The organism is Pantoea trifolii, assembly GCF_024506435.1.
Taxonomy (GTDB): domain Bacteria; phylum Pseudomonadota; class Gammaproteobacteria; order Enterobacterales; family Enterobacteriaceae; genus Pantoea; species Pantoea trifolii.
The window spans coordinates 2,806,247-2,820,828 of record NZ_JANIET010000001.1; the positions used below are offsets into that span (position 1 = coordinate 2,806,247).

The 14,582-nt window shown below is 46.8% G+C and carries 14 protein-coding genes and 1 tRNA gene; 7 read left to right on the top strand and 8 right to left on the bottom strand.

From position 1 onward, the window contains the following. Window positions 1-151: 151 nt before the first annotated feature. From NQH49_RS13005 to NQH49_RS13020, 4 genes are all read left to right on the top strand, one after another. Entirely contained in the window at window positions 152-379 is a 228-nt protein-coding gene (locus NQH49_RS13005) for a YejL family protein (RefSeq protein WP_036648480.1), read from the top strand. 22 nt (window positions 380-401) lie between these two features. Next, window positions 402-2,156: an LPS biosynthesis-modulating metalloenzyme YejM gene (yejM, locus tag NQH49_RS13010; protein ID WP_256696937.1), complete on the top strand. Its 1,755-nt coding sequence runs from the start codon at window positions 402-404 to the stop codon at window positions 2,154-2,156. A gap of 70 nt (window positions 2,157-2,226) precedes the next feature. Then, a tRNA-Pro gene (locus NQH49_RS13015) sits at window positions 2,227-2,303 on the top strand. A gap of 214 nt (window positions 2,304-2,517) precedes the next feature. Then, the gene (locus tag NQH49_RS13020; RefSeq protein WP_256696938.1) at window positions 2,518-3,177 is read left to right on the top strand and encodes a phage integrase central domain-containing protein; all 660 of its coding nucleotides are present in this window, start codon (window positions 2,518-2,520) and stop codon (window positions 3,175-3,177) included. Window positions 3,178-3,180: 3 nt separating this feature from the next. Here NQH49_RS13020 and NQH49_RS13025 read toward each other — a convergent pair. The 7 genes from NQH49_RS13025 to NQH49_RS13055 all read right to left on the bottom strand — a co-directional run bounded on the left by NQH49_RS13025 (window position 3,181) and on the right by NQH49_RS13055 (window position 10,821). Further along, window positions 3,181-4,349, bottom strand: a protein-coding gene (locus NQH49_RS13025) for an IS3 family transposase (protein WP_192415075.1) whose coding sequence is annotated in 2 segments (ribosomal slippage) — window positions 3,181-4,100 and window positions 4,100-4,349 — 1,170 coding nt in all. Because the reading frame shifts where the segments join, the coding sequence is not laid out codon by codon here. A 67-nt stretch (window positions 4,350-4,416) separates the two neighbouring features. After that, window positions 4,417-5,091 carry a DUF6387 family protein gene (locus NQH49_RS13030; protein WP_256696939.1) on the bottom strand — a complete coding sequence of 225 codons (675 nt, stop codon included), beginning with the start codon at window positions 5,089-5,091 and terminating at the stop codon, window positions 4,417-4,419. A 466-nt stretch (window positions 5,092-5,557) separates the two neighbouring features. After that, window positions 5,558-7,372, bottom strand: coding sequence for a DEAD/DEAH box helicase (locus tag NQH49_RS13035; RefSeq protein ID WP_256696940.1), 1,815 nt, complete (start codon window positions 7,370-7,372; stop codon window positions 5,558-5,560). Window positions 7,373-7,382: 10 nt separating this feature from the next. Further along, window positions 7,383-8,264: a HamA C-terminal domain-containing protein gene (locus tag NQH49_RS13040; RefSeq protein WP_256696941.1), complete on the bottom strand. Its 882-nt coding sequence runs from the start codon at window positions 8,262-8,264 to the stop codon at window positions 7,383-7,385. A 466-nt stretch (window positions 8,265-8,730) separates the two neighbouring features. After that, on the bottom strand, window positions 8,731-9,156 hold the full coding sequence (gene arsC, locus NQH49_RS13045) for a glutaredoxin-dependent arsenate reductase (protein WP_256696943.1): 426 nt from the start codon (window positions 9,154-9,156) through the stop codon (window positions 8,731-8,733). A 13-nt stretch (window positions 9,157-9,169) separates the two neighbouring features. Continuing rightward, window positions 9,170-10,459 (bottom strand): arsenic transporter, encoded by a 1,290-nt coding sequence (locus tag NQH49_RS13050; protein ID WP_256696944.1) that lies wholly within the window; start codon window positions 10,457-10,459, stop codon window positions 9,170-9,172. Window positions 10,460-10,500: 41 nt separating this feature from the next. Then, on the bottom strand, window positions 10,501-10,821 hold the full coding sequence (locus tag NQH49_RS13055; protein ID WP_256696945.1) for a metalloregulator ArsR/SmtB family transcription factor: 321 nt from the start codon (window positions 10,819-10,821) through the stop codon (window positions 10,501-10,503). Window positions 10,822-11,127: 306 nt separating this feature from the next. On the opposite strand from NQH49_RS13055, the gene NQH49_RS23475 reads away from it, so the two are divergent. The 3 genes from NQH49_RS23475 (at window position 11,128) to NQH49_RS13070 (ending at window position 12,582) form a co-directional block, all read left to right on the top strand. Further along, on the top strand, window positions 11,128-11,358 hold the full coding sequence (locus tag NQH49_RS23475) for a hypothetical protein (RefSeq protein WP_372340027.1): 231 nt from the start codon (window positions 11,128-11,130) through the stop codon (window positions 11,356-11,358). Window positions 11,359-11,575: 217 nt separating this feature from the next. Beyond that, a complete protein-coding gene (locus NQH49_RS13065) occupies window positions 11,576-11,779 on the top strand; it encodes a hypothetical protein (protein WP_008105079.1) in 204 nt (67 codons plus the stop codon). Between the two features lie 77 nt (window positions 11,780-11,856). After that, window positions 11,857-12,582: a 4'-phosphopantetheinyl transferase family protein gene (locus NQH49_RS13070; protein ID WP_256696946.1), complete on the top strand. Its 726-nt coding sequence runs from the start codon at window positions 11,857-11,859 to the stop codon at window positions 12,580-12,582. Between the two features lie 156 nt (window positions 12,583-12,738). Here the strand turns inward: NQH49_RS13070 and NQH49_RS13075 are convergent, their stop codons facing one another. Further along, on the bottom strand, window positions 12,739-14,391 hold the full coding sequence (locus NQH49_RS13075) for a multidrug ABC transporter permease/ATP-binding protein (protein ID WP_256696947.1): 1,653 nt from the start codon (window positions 14,389-14,391) through the stop codon (window positions 12,739-12,741). Window positions 14,392-14,582 lie beyond the last annotated feature (191 nt).

A 14,582-nucleotide genomic window follows, 5' to 3' on the forward strand; every position in this document is an offset into this window, starting at 1 on the left:
TCTCCTTTTAGCTCAGGCGCGTATTCAAACACCGCCTGCAGCCGCTTTCAACTGCCAGCACAAACTGATCGCTCTGCTTGCGATAAAATTGCGGAAAAAAGTGCGTTGTTACGGTAATATACCGCCTTTTCACCCTTGATTAGACGACGATATGCCACAATCATCCCGTTACAGTGACGAACGCGTGGAAAAGCTCCTCGCAGAGATGGCGCAGATTCTTGAAAAAGACAAAGCGCCAACCGACCTTTCCCTAATGGTATTGGGTAACATGGTAACTAACTTGATCAATACCAGCGTTTCACCGGCTCAACGCCGCACTCTGGCACGATCTTTCGCGGATGCGTTGCAGTCATCCGTACGCGACGATAACGCTCATTAATATGCAGATTTGACCTCATAATATGGTAACCAACCGGCAGCGCTACCGCGAAAAAGTCTCCCAGATGATCAGCTGGGGGCATTGGTTTGCCCTGTTTAATATTATCTTCGCGTTTATATTAGGCAGCCGCTACCTGTTGGTCGCCGACTGGCCCGCGTCGCTCGCGGGACGTATCTATGCCTTTACCAGCTGGATCGGTCATTTCAGTTTCATTGTCTTCGCGGGCTATCTGCTGATCATTTTCCCGCTCACCTTTGTGGTGATGTCACAGCGATTGCTCAGGGTGCTGTCGGCGATTATCGCCACCGCCGGGCTGACGCTGATCATGGTCGACAGTGCGGTATTTAGCCGCTTCCACTTGCATCTTAATCCGGTGGTGTGGGAGCTGGTGATTAACCCCGATCAAAGCGAGATGGCGCGCGACTGGCAGCTGATGTTTATCAGCGTGCCGCTGATTTTCCTCGTCGAGATGCTGTTCGCGACCTGGAGCTGGCAAAAGCTGCGTAGCCTTAATCGGCGTTCGTTCGGTAAGCCGCTGGCGGCTCTGTTTATCAGCGCCTTCTTCGCCAGCCATCTGCTGTATATCTGGGCGGATGCTAACTTCTATCGCCCGATTACCATGCAGCGCGCCAATCTGCCGCTCTCCTATCCCATGACCGCGCGTCGCTTCCTTGAGCGTCACGGTTTGCTGGATGCGCAAGAGTATCAGCGCCGTCTGGTGCAGCAAGGCGATCCTGAAGCGTTGTCAGTGCAGTATCCGCTGAGTGACATAACCTTCCGTGATGGCGGTACGCGCCACAATCTGCTGGTGCTGACGGTTGATGGCCTGAATAACGCCACCGTCGATAAAGCGCTGCCGTCGCTTCATCAATTCGCCAGCGAAAACGTGCGCTTCACCCAGCATTACAGCGCGGGAGTGCAGCCGGAAAAAGGGCTGTTTGGCCTGTTCTACGGCATCTCTTCCAGCTATATGGATGGCGTATTAGCGTCACGCACGCCTTCCGTTCTGCTCAATGCGCTGAATGCGCAAGGTTATCAGTTTGGCTTGTTCTCATCAGACGGCTTCAGCCAACCGCTGTATCGCCAGGCTTTATTAGCGGACTATTCGCTGCCTCAGGCCGATAACCAGCCGAATAGCACCACGGTGACGCAGTGGCAAAACTGGCTCAACGGCCAGAGATCTAACAGCGCGCCGTGGTTCTCGTGGATTGCCCTGAACGGTGTCACGGTCAATGGCGACAACCTGAAGGCGCGCCAGCGCAGCTATACGCGTCAGGCAAGCGGTGTCGATGAGCAGATTAATGCGGTGCTGCAAACCTTGCAGGATCGCGATTTGCTGAAAAATACCGTGGTGGTGATTACGGCGCAGCGTGCGGTCAATCTGGATAGCAACGATGACAATCCAGGTAATCGCGCGACCCTGCAGGTGCCGCTGGTGGTGCATTGGCCGAATACGCCCGCGCAAACCATCGATCGCCTGACCGATCAGCAGGACGTGATGACCACGCTAATGCAGCGTCTGCTGCACGTGCGCACCAACCCCGCCAACTTCTCGCAGGGTGAAGACCTGTTTGCCGCGCAACGCAGCCACGATTGGGTGGCGAGCAGCGAAGATGGCAAGCTGGTAGTGACCACGCCAACCGTGACGCTGGTGCTGAATAACAATGGCAGCTACAGCGCTTACGATGCGCAGGGTCATAAGCTAAAAGATCATAAACCGCAGCTGGCGTTGCTGCTGCAGGTATTGACGGAAGAGAAGCGATTCGTCGCAAACTGATTAATTATGAGGCAGTTAAATGCTGCTCATATTGCAATCGTGCGCGGAAACAGTAATATTCTTCCACGTTCGGCACGTAGCGCAGCCTGGTAGCGCACGGTCATGGGGTGTCCGGGGTCGGAGGTTCAAATCCTCTCGTGCCGACCAAATTCTCCCAACGTTTTGTCTGGTGAAGTCCAGAGAGAACCATAAAAAACAGTTTAAACAGTAGGTTGTTGAAACCTGCTGTTTTTCTGTTGTCTAGTGAAATCCTGATTGATACAGTGGAATCCACCTGATTTAGGCATACTCATGGGCATACGTTTCTAAGACTGCCTTTTGATATGCCTAAGCCTTCCGAGGAACAGAATGGAGACTGCTTATGGCAAGACAGACCAAGCCCTTAAACAATACCGAAGTGAAGAACGCCAAAGCTGCTGAACGAGCATTGGTTCTTTATGACGGGGATGGTCTGGAACTGCAGGTAACTCCCGGAGGCTCAAAACTCTGGCGGTTTCGTTATTACAAACCCTTCACTCGTAAACGGGCCATGATCAGCTTTGGTTCATACCCTTCCGTTTCGCTTTCCGAAGCTCGCCAAAATCGTGAATCAGCCCGCGCTCTTCTCAGCAAAGACGTTGACCCTCAAGAGCATAAAAAGGCAGAGCAACTTCGTCAGAAGAGTGTGAGTGAAAGTACGTTTGAAAAAGTTGCAGCTGAGTGGTTTAAGACCAAAGAGGCAGCAGGATTAACAACTCACACTCTTAACGATATCTGGCGTTCAATGAGTAAATATGTGTTCCCACATATTGGCTCTATGCCTATTTCCAACATTACAGCCCAACAGTTCATCGGATCCCTTAGCCCAACTCATGCTGCAGGCAGACTCGAAACTGTTAAAAGGTTGAGTCAGCGTATTAATGAGGTTATGGATTACGCTTTGAATTCTGGCTTAGTCACTTCAAACCCAGCGACAAAAATCGGTAAGACGTTCCATAAGCCAAAAGTAAAACATCGCCCCGCCCTCTTACCTGAACTGTAGTGGTCAACTAAAACTGGCCACCGCTTTAGAGTTTTTCCAGTATCGGTATTCCGATTCGTTCGGTGGTAATCCACCGTTATATTCATGCGGCCTGAGTGAGCTGTAATACCCGACGATATAGTCTGTGATCGCACGAGCTGCTTCGCTGAAGTTAATATAACCAGTCACCGGCACCCACTCGTTTTTTAGGCTTCTGAAAAACCGTTCCATTGGGCTATTATCCCAGCAGTTTCCACGACGGCTCATACTCTGTTTTATCCGGCATTTCCACAGCAACTGGCGGAACTCCGTGCTTGTATAATGACTGCCTTGATCACTATGGAACATCACACCAGATGGCCTTCCTCGCGTTTCCCATGCCATTTCCAGCGCTTTCATGGTCAGTTTGCTGTCGGGCGAGAATGACATTGCCCAGCCGATTGGTTTTCGGGAAAACAAGTCGAGGACAACGGCAAGATAAGCCCAGCGTTTGCCGCTCCAGATATAAGTGACATCGCCACACCAGATTTTGTTGGGTTCCGCTACAGCAAACTGGCGATCAAGCGCGTTTGGGATGGCAACATGTTCCTGGCCTCCTCGCTTATATCTGTGCTTTGGTTGCTGGCAACTGACTAAGCCTGCTTCCTTCATCAGCCGCCGGACAAGCCAGCGTCCCATCCTGCGACCACTGAGCGTTGCCATTGCCGCAATGCTTCTGGTGCCCGCCGAGCCGTGGCTGGCACTGTGTAGCTCCCGGACCAGACTGCGCAGCTGTACCCGCTCAGCATCGGGTTCAGCAGGACGACATCGCCAGTATTTAAAACTGCTTCGGTGGACTCCAAACACATGGCATAGCAGCGCCACAGGATAACGCGCCCTGAGTTCGCTGATTAGCGAGAATTGTTCAGGGAGTCTGACATCAAGAGCGCGGTAGCCTTTTTTAAAATATCGTTCTCCATTTCAATGCGTTGAAGCTTTTTCTTTAATTCACGTATTTCGATTTGTTCAGGTGTTATGGGGGAGGCTTTGGGTGTTTTACCCTGGCGTTCATCACGAAGCTGTTTTACCCAGCGCGTCATCGTGGAAAGGCCAATATCCATGGCTTTAGCGGCTTCAGCCACGGTGTAGTTCTGGTCGAGAACAAGCTGAGCGGATTCACGTTTGAACTCTGCACTGAAATTTCTTTTTTTCATTCGGACACCTGTGTTGTTCTGAGGTGAGCATATCACCTCTGTTCAGGTGGCCAAATTCAGTAAACCACTACAACAAGAGTCTCGAAAGCCTGTCATCAGAGAGACGTAACTCGTTCATTTTTGCCCATAAAAGCACGTCAAGCATGGCTATAAGCCTGTAAGTAATAATCTTCTTTATCGTCCCATATCCGAAGCGTACCGCAACTGACTCGTCTGCTTTTATACCTTTCACGCTCCGCCATTGCGGAAGTGCTGTTTTGATTGACTCTGCAATTTCGTCGTCTGTACCACTGGCAAGATCGATTTCCAAAAGAACTGTTTTCTCACATATTGCTGACATGACAGTTGAAACATAAGCATCGTGTTGAGGCAGGTTAACACCATATTCATCACTTCCCTGCTTCCATGAGATGAGATTAACTCTCAATGCGGTTATGCTGAGTTCAGCAAGCCTTGTTATATCCGTAATAAAGATATGAGGGGGACTCTGAAGGGGGTGGTCATCTTCCATGTAGTCGAGTTGTTCAGATCTGAATAACATGGGCTTTCCGTTGAAGATCTGTCTCATGTATCCCCCAAGCCCGATCTTTTCTTCTTCAGTAGGCCATGGCTTAAAAAGCAGCGCTCTTGCCCAAAGCTCGTGGTAAAGGCAGTTTAGAGTTATTTCTTCAAATCTTTTGTAGTTTTCAATGTCCAGCCATGTCTTGACGGCTTTGGTGTCTTCTATTGACCAGTTTTTCATGCCCATGCCCTATTATTTTATGCTTTTCAAATACATTAGACATATTTACAAAATATTTTATACTCAATTTCACTCAACTTGGATTTAATCTGTCCTCTGATTTTATTAAACACCTCTTGGACTTCTTGAAAATTTTCACAAGAAATAAAAAAATCTGAAAGTTTACCAATCATCTCCCTGGGTATCCCAGCATCCCTCAAGATTATTTCGTGATTCTCATTAGTTCCATATTCGAGTAATGCAACTATATAATCTAAACTCAGTGTTTTTTTGTTCTTTTCAATTGCAACAAAATTAAATATAGCCTCGAAAGCTTTGAAGTAACGGGGCCAAATAAACTCAAAGTATTTTGTTATTGTGTCAAATGTAAGTCTAATCCTTGCATTTTCATTTGGACTTAAATACCTCATTGTGTTGGAATTTAGCAATGCATGGAAAGTTGGTTGTTGATATATATAGTACTTAGTTAAATCCAGAAGAATTTTTTACCATACTCACTGTTCTCATTATTGAACCTCTGTCCTTTATTACTTTCAGTGAATAAGTAATCATAAATCACACTTAAGATAGCTTCTGTTTTATCTAATGTAGGTCTCTGTGAGGTGTAGTGATAAAGTTCAAAATTGCTGATATTTCTCAAATGATTAATCAGCGCTATCTGGCCTGTTATGCTTACGAACTTATTTTCCTTCAATAATGCAAGAGGAATGTTTTGTTCGTTTAAAGACTGTACAAATTTTATAAAGTCTGCCTTCTGTTCATCTGTAATGTCGCGTTCTTCTAATTGTACTAAAGTCTCCATATTTGGCGTCGAGCTATCAACAAATTCTATTTCAACATTGGTAACTTTATCTAATTCCTTCTCTACTTTTTCAAAATAGAACACCCTTCCAAGAAAGTGACGCATAAACCTTCCTGCGCGTCCCTCAATGTTTCTTCTATCTAAATTAGCTAATGGCTCGCCATTTCCAATCTTTAAGTCATATAAAATAACATTCTTTGCTGTTGAATTTACTCCTTCAGTCAAAGACGTTGTGCAAAAAAGATATTTCAAATCTCCTTCGGTTGAGTTGAATTCATCTATAATTAGATCTTGAATATGTCTTGGCATCGCCCCATGATGGAATGCAACACCTTTTTTTAAACAATCATTTAGAGACCATGTTTTAGAAATATTTTGCTCCAAATAATTTATCAACTCTTGGTTGAACGGAACCAACGGTAAATCTTCTAAAAACTTCTCGGCCAGCTGTTCTACATATCTTTTCTGATAGCGATAAATTAAAAACTTACCGTCCACATTACTTCCCCGTGTAACTCTTAACAAGTTTTTGTATTTATCACCTATTATTTTTAGAGCAACACCTTCAACTTCCTTAGTCCCCCTTGAGTTTATGTAGTCAAACTCATAGTAATCCTTTTGTACTATCTCAAGGTCATATTTCAACATTGTAATATTGAATTTTTCGCGAAACCTCTTGCTAAAATCATTTATGTAAGGGCCAATAAGATATAGATCTGCACCACTTTTTGTTAATCTATATAGTACATCTGCAAAAACCCTGAATCTTTCATCATTGAGTTTGTAGTCTGCTTTGTAAACTTCATCCATTACAAAAAAATCTATTTCCAGCAAGGGGTTATCCTGAATAAGTACGCTCATACGCTCAGGAGTTAGAACAAGAATATATTTCTTCTCATTGCTTATTTTTATTTTTGATGACTTTGATACAAGGTATTCAGTATTGAATTCATTTTTGAAGTCATGATATGCCTCTGATAACAATGATATGGTTGGCATTATTATCACGACTACTTTGTAGCTATTATGCGATATGATTTCTCTAATAATCCTAGTTTTACCGAAAGAAGTAGGAGCACTTACTATTAAACGTTTGTTCTTTTGAAATGAATTAAATATTTCTTTTTGAGGTTTCGTTAAGGTTGTTTCTGATTTCGAACTTGTATAAAACCCCCTCAAAAATATATCCTGTGGAGACACTTCTGGATTGTAGTTTATTTCATTTCGTGAAAGCATATCATCATACATAAAGATTCTGGACTTAACGATGCAATCATGAAGTAACTGCTGAATCATTTTATCTTTAATCTTTTTATCCGCTATGAAGCATATTAACTTCACACATAAATTATAATTCTCTGAGTTATCCAATTCTCTATAAATTCTAATGAGTGCATGTTCTATTCTTTCAAAATCAGGTTGACCTTTATCTTTAAATAGTTCACAGAGTTCAATTTCGATATCGTAAATATTTTCCATAATATATCCTTCAGAACCTCATCGCCATTTCTACCATTTCGATTTTTTCTTTTAATTCTGTTACATTTTCGAAAGGGAAAAGAAAAAACACCAACCTAATATTTTTATCTTCAGGCCATGTCTTTTTATAAATGGTATCAAAATGAGTTTGTAATTCTTTTTTGACCTCGGAAATAAACGGTTCACTTTTTATAGATGTATTTTTATTTCCATTGCATGAAGATATATATTTACTATCGTAAGTAAGCAATACCGGAATGGCTATATCGATTGAATCCAGTGATTTACCACCATCCACATAACTTTTTAACTTATAATATGCATTTTCATCTAATAATTTATTGATTTCAATCTCTCCCCCAAGCAACCTTAATTCACTCTTAATTCTATTTTTATCACCTATATGCTCTGTGAGTGATTCCAGTGCTGACGAGATTGCATTACTGAGCGTTTTATGAAACTTAGCTTCTCCTAACCATAAAGTAACTTTTTCTCCATCTAATGAAAAATGAGCGCAGTCAAACCCTTTGATTTGTTCTCTTGTTGTTGATCTTAAACGAGCTTTTGTAACAAATTTAGGGACATCATAAAAGATACTCAGAATCAGATATAAAAGAAGCTCACCATAATCTCCTTTTGACTGCTTTCTTGCATCGGAGATACGAGTGAAACTCCTTCGATGCAACTCTGATATTTCTAGTTCTTCCAGTTCACTTTGTGTTAATGAAAAGTAAGGTACTACATCCCTTATGAGACCAACGAGATCATTTTGCCTATAGACTCCTTCTTCAAAGTCTAAAGTGAATGTACTGTCGTGAATCCCGCAGCCCGCAAGAGGGATTTCATACTTGAAAATCTGATTTTTTGTCCTTAATTTCAACATGTTATCCATGCTTACTTCCCTTGATAAACTATATGCTATATTTGTATATGCATAAGAATTACTTGATTGATTAAGATTTTATCAATATCAGATGTAATGACAAGGCGAAGAAATTCCCTACAACCACATTAAAGCCAAATCTAATTTTACATCCTTTAATTTCAATGAGTTAAAATGTAAACATAACGGTCCTTTTTTTACCAATCTTCCATTAATAAATTCTCTTTATTTTCCTTATGTTAATCGATTACTTCGTGTTGGTTTTATGACCAACTTTTAAAGCATGCTTTTCATATTATCGGCAACAATATTATAAAAAATATTTAGGCATACCATTAGGCATATCAAGTAAGACAATAATTAATTAAATTCATATAAAACAGTCAGTTAAAGATAAAATTCAAATCCTCTCGTGCCGACCAAAATCCCAAAAAAGCAGCCCTAATGGCTGCTTTTTTATTGCCTGAGATCTGGTCTAAACGATTCGATTTCCGTGCTGATCGATCACCTTCTCACCATCTTCTTTGATGAATGCTCCCTGCTGCGCATCGGGAAGAATATCAAGTACCGTTTCTGAAGGCCGACATAAGCGTGTTCCCAGCGGAGATACGACGATCGGGCGGTTAATCAGGATGGGATAGTTCAACATCGCCTCGATGAGTTGCTCATCATTAAATCTCTCCTCAGCCAAACCCAGTTGCTCAAAAGGTTCGACATTTTTGCGCAGCAAGGAGCGCACGCTGATACCCATCGCACTGATCAACGCTTTGAGCTTTTCACGACTGGGCGGCGTTTCAAGATAGAGAATAATGGTCGGCTCAATGCCGCTGTTGCGAATGAACGCCAGCGTGTTGCGCGATGTACCGCAGGCAGGATTGTGGTAAATGGTGATGTCGGTCATGATTGCTCTCATTTTAATGGGACAGTGTCAGGCGCAAGGCCAACGCACTCAGGGTGACCAGCAGCACGGGCAAGGTCATCACGATCCCCACGCGAAAGTAATAACCCCAGCTAATGTTGATGTTCTTCTGATCGAGCACATGCAGCCATAACAACGTGGCGAGACTACCAATCGGCGTGATTTTTGGTCCAAGGTCGCAACCAATCACATTGGCATAAATCATCGCTTCCTTTATCACGCCCTGCGCGGTGCTGGCATCAATCGACAGCGCACCAATCAGTACCGTCGGCATATTGTTCATCACTGATGAAAGCAGCGCCGTCACCAAACCGGTACCCAAGGTGGCAGCCCATAAACCCTGGCTGGCAAAGTAGTTGAGCAAGTCAGTAAGATGTTGCGTCAGCCCGGCATTTTTGAGGCCATAAACCACCAGATACATGCCCAGCGAGAAAATCACGATCTGCCAGGGTGCGCCGCGTAACACATTAGCGGTGTTAATTGCATGACCTCTTTTGGCAACGATAAATAGAATTAACGCGCCCAATGCGGCGATAGCACTAACCGGAATACCCAGCGGCTCCAGCAGGAAAAAACCCACTAATAGCAGCAACAGCACCAGCCAACCGGCTTTGAAAGTTGCGGGATCTTTGATGGCTTCTGCTGGCAGTTTAAGACGTGAAACCTCATAGCTGGCGGGTATCTCTTTGCGGAAGAAAAGGTGCAGCACCACCAGCGTTGCGATGATGGCGGCAATATCAACCGGAACCATCACCGCCGCATAATCGATGAATCCCAGTTTGAAGAAATCAGCGGAAACGATGTTAACCAGATTGGAGACGATCAGCGGCAAACTTGCGGTATCGGCAATAAATCCGGCTGCCATGACAAAAGCCAGCGTTGCGCCTTTACTGAAGCCTAGCGCCAGCAGCATGGCGATAACGATCGGCGTCAATATCAGAGCCGCACCGTCATTGGCGAAAAGCGCAGCAACACACGCGCCGAGTAACACGATATAGGTGAACAGCCGCCGCCCTCGCCCCCTTCCCCAACGCGCGACATGCAAAGCGCACCACTCAAAAAAACCGGATTCGTCCAGCAACAAGCTGATGATAATGACGGCGATAAAAGCAGCCGTCGCATTCCAGACGATATGCCAGACAGCGGGAATATCGTTTAACTGGATAACGCCGGTCACCAGCGCCAATAAAGCCCCTATCGTTGCCGTCCAGCCAATGCTCAGGCCGCGCGGCTGCCAGATGACAAATACCATGGTCAAAACAAATATTGCGCCTGCCAGAAACATCGCGCCTCCAATGCATTCGAAAAATCAAATGTGTTTAATGATTATTCACAACCCGTAGCGGCGGCGTTCTTCAGCGACTCACGCACGTCCTCACGTTGGCTATTCCAGGCCGTATCGATAATCGATGCGGCCCAGGCCGGCATATGCGGAGAGAGACGATAGTGAATCCACTTACCTTCACGTCGATCCACAATCAGCTCAGCATCGCGCAGCAAGGCAATGTGGCGTGAAATCTTTGGCTGTGATTGTTGGGTAACGGCGCAGAGATCGCAGACACACAACTCTCCGGCCTCTCGCAATAATAAAACGATCGTCGTACGCGTTTCGTCGGCAAGCAGTTTGAAAAGTTGAACAGGAAGCATCGATTTTGGTTCCAGTGAAAATTTAATACATATGATAATTCATATGTGTTCGAAGTAAAGGCTGAATTTACTGTCTGGAGATTTTCACATGACCTCATTTCCTGCCCTTGTGACTGAACATTTTGATCCTTCCATTGCCGAACAGATCGGTGAACCTGGGCGGCCAGCGAAATTTCTCGTTCTTTACGGTTTAGTGCGTGAACGCTGTTTAGCTGATTCTCGGCAGAAGACGCCGCTCGCTTGCTAACCAGGTCCCGATCATTCAATGCCGTCAATCAGATGCGCGTGCTGGGTTGATGGATGCGGATGTTCACCCTTCCCAATCAGTCATCGATTGCGAAAGCGTGGCAGGAATTTGATGAAGAAGGCCGGATGAAACCCTCGGCGTACGATGATCGGATTGTTGATGTGGCCGAAGAGTTATTCAAAATCACGCAGATCCTGAAAGGCCACGCTGACTCTCTTGCGGATCGCTTTAGCGAACGTAAGGAGAATCATCCACAGCTTTCTTCACGCGTGAATCAGGCGAAGATTTAAGGATGGCAGGCTAACCGTGCCTGAACCGCAAACCATTATCAGATTATCGCCAGGATTTGAATGATTATTAGCTTTTAATCAGTAACTTAACGAAAGCAACCTGACCCGAGCAAGATCACATTTTTGGATAAATATGACAGCACTTCATCAAACTGAAACAAAACTGTCACAGAATTCTCTTACTCTTGAGTCTCTTGTTTTTTCGATGGAAACCATTATGGTCATCAAAGCAAAAAACCTGCAGGATGCGGAAGAACTCCTGCACTCGGGTATCAATAAAGTTGAACTGGCTTACGATATCGGCAGCGACGATTTCTTCCGTCTCGCCTCGCGCTGGTGCGATCGCGGTGCGCGCATCACCAAAGGCCATCAGCACTTCGTGGTGCAGATTAAAGGAATGGCGATTCCGCCAAACAACTAAAAGCAGGCGAGCCCCTTTGGCTTGCTCTCCATCCGGCTGGCTGGTAAAACTACGTTTTCCGTCAGCCGTGATTTTTTATGTTCGCCTCTCAAACGCCGCTTGCTCTGCCCTCTTCCCCGTTTATCCACGCTGCTGGCACGTCGCTGCATGCCTTACCGATCGCCTGGTGTGAATTCGATCAACAACACTGGCATGCCGAACTGCATCAGGCGTGGCAATTGCCGCTGCCCGCGTCGCTACAGAGCGCGGTGCCCAAACGCAAAGCCGAACATCTGGCGAGTCGCTGGCTGGTGCAGCAAAACCTCTCGCAATTAGGTTTATCGAACTTTGTATTGTGTAATGCGCCCGATCGCTCACCGCTGTGGCCCGCCGGCATTCAGGCGTCGCTGTCGCACACGCACCGCGTTGCGGTGATGGCTGCGACGCGCGAACCACTGTGCGTAGGCGTGGACGTTGAGCAGATAATGGCGGAGGAAACCGCTGATGAAACCGCCGGGATGTTGATGAGCACGGCGGAAAAACAGCGTCTGCTGGCGCAACCTTTGCCCTTTGCCCAGGCCGCTACGCTGCTGTTTTCACTGAAAGAGAGTGTATATAAAGCGTTGTGGCCGCAGTTGCATCAGCCGATGGATTTTCTTCAAGCGGAAGTCGTAGAGCTGGACGTACAGCAAGGCCGCGCAACGCTGCGCTTGTGTCGGGATTTTGATAGGCATTTCACCACGAAAGTATTGCTGCAGGCGCGTTTCTGGCTCGCTGGAAACCGCGTGATTACGCTGCTGACGCATCCGCTACCGACAAAATAAAAAACCGGCTCAGAAATAAACCCGAGCCGGTGACAACACAAGACGACAGAAAAGTGTTCCAGGGACGCAGAAACGAGGATTTCTGCTGGAAGTCACTTTACTCACTCCGCAACCTCTTGCCCAATAAGGGTTTTCGCTAAGCTTTCCCGGCTAGCGCTAATGGCCAGTATCGGTACGTTGCACCGCATCCAGCGTTGCCATCTCGCGTTCGTTGCCGGTCAACTCACTCAGCTGACCTTCGCGCATCTCCAGCAAGCGATCGGCATGAATGAAATAGTGATCATCGTGGCTGATGGCGAACACCGTTTTGCCCGATTCCTGTAACCACGGCAGCAGCTCACGATAGAAGATACGACGGAAATGCGGGTCCTGATCCGCCGCCCATTCGTCGAGCAGCAGAATGTCGCGCTCTTCGGCAGCCGCCAAAAGCAGCGCCAGACGTTTGCTCTGCCCTTTCGACAGTTGCAGATTGAGCACTCTGTTGCCTTCCAGCTTGAGCTTGTCTTGCATCTTCAGACGCTCCAGCCACTGCTGCACCAGCGTTGGGTTGGCTGGTTGCCCTTGGTCACCGATCAAGCGATCAAACAGATGCACGTCGGTAAACACCGCTGAGAAATGTTTGCGATAGGCGTCGAGGTTTTGCCAGTCAACCACCTTGCCATCCAACAGTAAACTGCCCGATTGCGGTTGATAAAGGCCAGTGAGCAGCATTGCCAGCGTCGATTTTCCGCTGCCGTTGCCGCCAATCAGGAACACCAGTTCGCCGCGACGCAGCGTCAGATTGATCGGCCCAACCTGGAATCCGTGCTCACCATAATGGAAGCAGACATCGCGCAGCTCCAGCGTTTGCCATTCGCTGACGTTTGGCAGCGCCTTGAAGGTTTCTTCATACGGCGCCAGTTCGAATGTGTTGAGTTTGCGGAAGGCAACCTGCGCGCTGAGCAGCGTCGGCAAAGCACCCACCGCCGCCAGCAACGGCGTGCGCAGGAACAGCAGCGTCAGCGAATAGGTTGCCGCCACCGCCGTGTTGGCCCATCCTAATCCGTTCGCCATAAAGAACACGATGCCAATCGCGCCCAACATCATGATATTCGACCAGTTTACCGCGCTGAGATGGAAGGTATCGGCGCGCACAATATGGTGGCGATAGCTTTTGGCATTTTCCTGATAAACGCTGTCGTAAATCAGCTGCGCACGTTCGCGGTTGAGCTGCAGCTCTTTACGTCCTTCAATAATGGTCTGGAAATCGCGATACAGATCATCTTCGGTTTCACGCAGCTTTGCCATGTGCTGATAAACCCGTGACACCAGCAACCAGCCGCCAACCAGCGTCACCACCAGCCACAGGCAGGTAATCAGCAGCATTTTGGGCGAGAGCCAGGCAAGATAAAGCGCCGAACCGAGCGTAATAATGATGCCCTGAATCAGCTCGGGTAAACGCACGAAGGCGATAGTGATGGCGCGCACATCGCTGGTCAGGCCGGCTAGCAGCTGGGCATTGCCGATCTGCTCGATGCGCTCCACGCGCGTATCAAGAATCCGCTTAATGAATTCGCCGCGCAGCCGCCAGACAAAGTGGTGGCCCAGCATGGTCAACGCCAGCTGGGAGCCGAGCGTCACTGCCATCAACAGGAACAGCTGGCCAAGGAAACTCGGCAGCACTGAAATCGAAGTATTCACCGCGACGATCAGCTCATTATTGATATAGGCAATCAGGCCAATACCGAGCACGGCGCTTAACAACGTGAGAAGAATGACGCCAATAAAAGGCCAGCGGTACTGGCGAAAAACGACTTGCAGCAATGCCATCAAAGGGTTCCAGCGGTCAATAAAGCAGCCTGCAGTTTAATGTCGCCTTGGCTGATAGCAAGAATAATTCTCATCTCATAGTTGTCTGAGCACAGCGTTTCTCGCCGCTTGTTTGGTAGCGGCGCGATTTATCGCGCATTAACTTGCGCAATGCTTGTCAGATAAGGAGAAATTTCGATTTAAAGCTGGTA